Annotated in this window: 1 protein-coding gene and 2 pseudogenes; all 3 read left to right on the forward strand. The window is 43.2% G+C overall.

What is annotated here, in order from left to right:
• Nucleotides 1–89 precede the first annotated feature (89 nt).
• A pseudogene (locus ACLJXE_RS24230) lies at nucleotides 90–392 on the forward strand (IS1 family transposase); the annotation flags it as partial.
• A 355-nt stretch (nucleotides 393–747) separates the two neighbouring features.
• Nucleotides 748–3,642 (forward strand): hypothetical protein, encoded by a 2,895-nt coding sequence (locus tag ACLJXE_RS24235; protein WP_410752232.1) that lies wholly within the window; start codon nucleotides 748–750, stop codon nucleotides 3,640–3,642.
• 181 nt (nucleotides 3,643–3,823) lie between these two features.
• Nucleotides 3,824–4,102: pseudogene (locus ACLJXE_RS24240) on the forward strand (DDE-type integrase/transposase/recombinase); the annotation flags it as partial.
• Between the last annotated feature and the right edge of the window lie 90 nt (nucleotides 4,103–4,192).

The raw sequence follows: 4,192 nt of genomic DNA on the forward strand, positions 1-4,192 counted from the left end.
CGTGCTCATGTGATTTACTCCCGTAGCAAACGCAGACAGTAAAAGTATGGCACTGGCTGCTTCAGGAAAGGGCGTCCATCACATCACTACATATTGTACTGGCTTACACCTTCGGACCACGGAATGATGAGACCTGTCGGGAACTGTTAGCCCTGTTGACTCCGTTCAGTATCGGCATGATGACCAGCGATGACTGGGGCAGCTACGCCAGAGAAGTGCCGAAGGAGAAACACCTGACCGGCAAAATCTTCACGCAACGTATCGAACGTAACAACCTGACCCTCCGCACCCGCATTAAGCGGCTGGCACGTAAAACAATCTGCTTCTCGCGTTCTGTGGAAATCCACGAAAAAGTCATCGGTTCCTTCATTGAAAAGTACATGTTCTACTGATTGGAAGCACTACCTGAAAATGATACTGAATACAATGATCGATTGATTCAATCGGTCATACCGGATAGAACGCAGGATTTTGTGTCCAGAGCTCTGAGTGAAGGACTGGAAATCATGGAGAAATGATTGGATTTAGCTGCGAACTATCTCATGAATTCCCTGATAACTTTAAAAATTTAGCGCAGTTAAAGCGAGTGTTCTTACAATTTGGCTGGCTTGTTTAAGAACGTTGTAGCTTCCTTCAAACCATTCGAGTAATGTTTTGAATCTACCGTGGGGCTATTGCAGGAAAATGCAACAGGAATCCATAGTTCGACATAGAAAGATAAATATTTAAACCACATTTGAGGTCATTATGACAAAACCTCTTGAGTTAATTCGATATATTCGATATCAACTTTCTGAATTAGGCGCTCGAAACGCCCATCATGAATTTGAGCACCTGACTCGGCATTTAGCAAGAGCCCGTGTATGTAGCAATATTATGCCAGCTACTGGGCCTGTGAGTGCTGGTGGCGATGGAGGTCGTGATTTTGAGACATTCAAAACTTATAGCGATATTCCTCTAACACCTGACAGTTCATTTCAAAGATTAGCATCTGGACAACGAGAAATTGCTTTTGCATGCTCACTCCAAAAAAAAATCACTCCAAAAATAAGAAAAGATCTCAAAGGAGTGAAGGCGATTGGGAAATATAAAGACATGGTGTTCTTTTGTGAGGAAAACCTTCCAGTTGCAAAGAGGCATGTACTACAGAAAGACGCCGAGTTTCTGGGAATCGACCTGCAAATATTTGATGGAGAGGCAATAGCCGAGCTGTTATCTGACCGTGATACATTCTGGATTGCACAGAGCTATCTCCAGATATCCTCTGAACTAATGCCAGCATCGGATGCAAGTCCAGACTGGTATCAAGAACTCGTGGCAAAATGGAAGGACAAGCAGGCTTTACCATTTAGCTACGTGGATTTTTCCGAGCTGAAATCCGGCATAAGACGCTCAACATTCCATGAGGCTGCTCGCCCTGATTTAAAAATGTGGATCGAAAAACTTCAGGTCTATCGAGAGAAATATTCATCGCGTGAGTTACGTAGGTGGGCGAGCTATGAAATAATTGTAGCTTCATTCAGAGGAATGGCCTCATTTGATGGCCTCGAAACAATAGTTCTCGATTACTTTTCAGATCTAGAAGACCACTTAGGTACAGGTGACCTAGAGGATGCGGTAACCCTTAGAACTTACCTAATTAGGGCCAGCAGCATGAATCTTTATCCCATCACAGCTCCTCGTTTATCTGAGATCCAAGAGCGGCTAGTGGCAATCTGTGAGTCTGGTATCATCGATGCACCGGGTTCGGGTCGGCGTGCCGAGCTACTTCGACTACTAGGTATTTTACATTTATTAATACTCAAGGAAGGAAAAGCGGATCTTCGAACTGTCGTAGGCTACTGGAATCGAATGCTCGACGAGGCAGAACGAACTAAGTTCTTTCCCACTCAGAAATTTAACGAATACTATGAATATCTCCTTGAATTGTATGAAAATCCTCCAGAGCTTGCTGAACTTGCTCCTCGCCTAGATGAATTAATAGCGAAACGTTCAGGTTCAAAAGAGGCGGGAGGAAATGCTGAAGCACGCGGTGATAAGTATAACAATAAAAACGATATGCTTGGTACACTTAAAGAATATCAGCGTGCTAGAAAGCTATTTTATCACGGTGGTGATGAGTCCGCATTAATCCGAATTGTGCTGAAGATGGCTGGCAATTTTCACTCTCTAGGGCTTTTATATGGAGCAAAATACTATGCACTTTCTGCCGCTTGGATGTCAGCGAATCCTTCCAAATCAGCATTGAGAACGTATCTCCCCAATGCTTTGCTATTAGTTTCCGAGATAGAATATAGCAGCGGAAATTTCGTTGGATTCATCCACTATGCCTACTTATCACGAGCGGCGGAGCTGATGCATGGAAGCGTAACGCCTTCAAGCACAATAGCTGAAAATATTAGCCATATCTATGGGCTACTTGGCCTTCTTAAGAGAAAATCACTGGAGCATTATGAAAATCTCAAGCTTGGTTTCTCCGAATGGCCTACTGAGATTTTTGGCGATTTATTCGCAATTAGTAGCGGCCCGGGCTTCTGGAATGAAGGCTTGATAGAGACTATAACCTCAGACGTAAGTACAATTCTTGTCGATCGACCATGGGGGGACTTGGCGGAGATTCGTGATGTTCGCTGGATTGCCTTAGGAATAAATTGGCGATGCACATTCAAAAATTGCTACGAGACTACTGTGGCTGCTGAGGATTTCATATCACAGCTCCAAATTGCGCTATTATCAATTTCGATTGAAAAAGCTGATCTTATTTTGATCCCCACAAATGTGAACCTAGCGCTTTCAATGGACGGGTCCAATAACTCGGGAGGTATTGGAGAGATTGAATTTAATGGTAAAGAATGGCATCTAAATATTAATCTTTCCGTAAAAAAACCAAAACCTAAGTCTAATATAAATCGATTTGGTGAAATTTTGATACAAATAATTGGCAAGTTCTCATTGTTAAATACTCGGGATTTTATGTCGTATTCTACCACTTGGTTGAATACATTCATGGATATTGGTTTCAGTTTCCGATCCTATGAAGAAGTATTATCCGAATTCACACCAAAAGGTACTTTCGTTGACAAGATCAAACTTAGCTCCAAAGCACCGTTCGAATTCACTGGCGTGGGTTCTACATTTTACAGTCTGCCTGAATTTTCTGGGATCGCGCCAAATTATGACCGAAATAAACAACTCTCGCTAATCTCGAGTAGATACAAAGCTGCCATTCCAAATATTCAATATACAGCGCGTAACTTATTAACTGACGCACTAGCTACTAACTATTTTAATAGTTTGCGCGCTGATGGAATGAAGGATTGGTATTTACTTTGTATAGTCAGCGGGATGGTCCAGACTATTAAAACTGCCGAAATACTAGAGTTCACCCCCGAAGTTATTGAGGAAATACTCAAAATTTCACGTCAAACTGAAACCCCACAGTCAGCACTAAAGCCAGAGGATTTTGATTTGAGCCACTTGCCAGCATTCGAGCTAGCATTTGCACCTTTACTTATATCGTCTCTCGAATTAAATACTGATCATAACCTTCTCAACGATCCTATTACATTGCAAACTGTAAAACAGAGATTCAATCTAAGAGTTGACGATGTAGACCATCCGGAAATCTTTGCGTGGGAGTAGGATAAACCCGCAGGTCGATAACTATCTGGCCCAGTCTTTTAGACAGCCTGACGACTGGTATTTGACTTTATTTTTTTCTGATCTCAGGGGCAGGAAAAAAGTAATTGTCATCTCAGTACCATCTGGTGTTGAATCTAGGATACTGTAACTTAAGCCCCCTCCTATTTTGCAGACGGACTACAGGATCAGGGCGCTAACTATAGTCGATAATTTTAGTCGGGAATGTCTGGCGATCGAGGTCGGTCAGGGACTACGAGGTGATGATGTGGTGGCGGTTATGGAGCGTCTTAAGCAGTCATCAGGGCGGATCCCGCAAAGGCTGCAGACAGACAACGGCAGCGAGTTCATCTCGAAATCGATGGACCGTTGGGCCTATGAAAACTGAGTGACAATGGACTTCTCCCGCCCCGGAAAGCCTACGGATAATGCCTTTATCGAGTCATTTAATGGTAGTCTGCGGTGATCTCCTCCCTGAAAACAGTGCCAGTCTAAACTGAAGTATCCGGTCTTTCTTCCATCTCACCGGGAGGCACATCGCCATGAAAAAGAC

The sequence above is a fragment of the Citrobacter sp. U14242 genome (genome assembly GCF_046555775.1).
Classification (GTDB): Bacteria; Pseudomonadota; Gammaproteobacteria; order Enterobacterales; family Enterobacteriaceae; genus Citrobacter.

Excerpts from the sequence above, each read along its gene's own strand:
- ACLJXE_RS24235 (WP_410752232.1), top strand. The coding sequence starts at position 748 with ATGACAAAACCTCTTGAGTTAATTCGATATATTCGATATCAACTTTCT.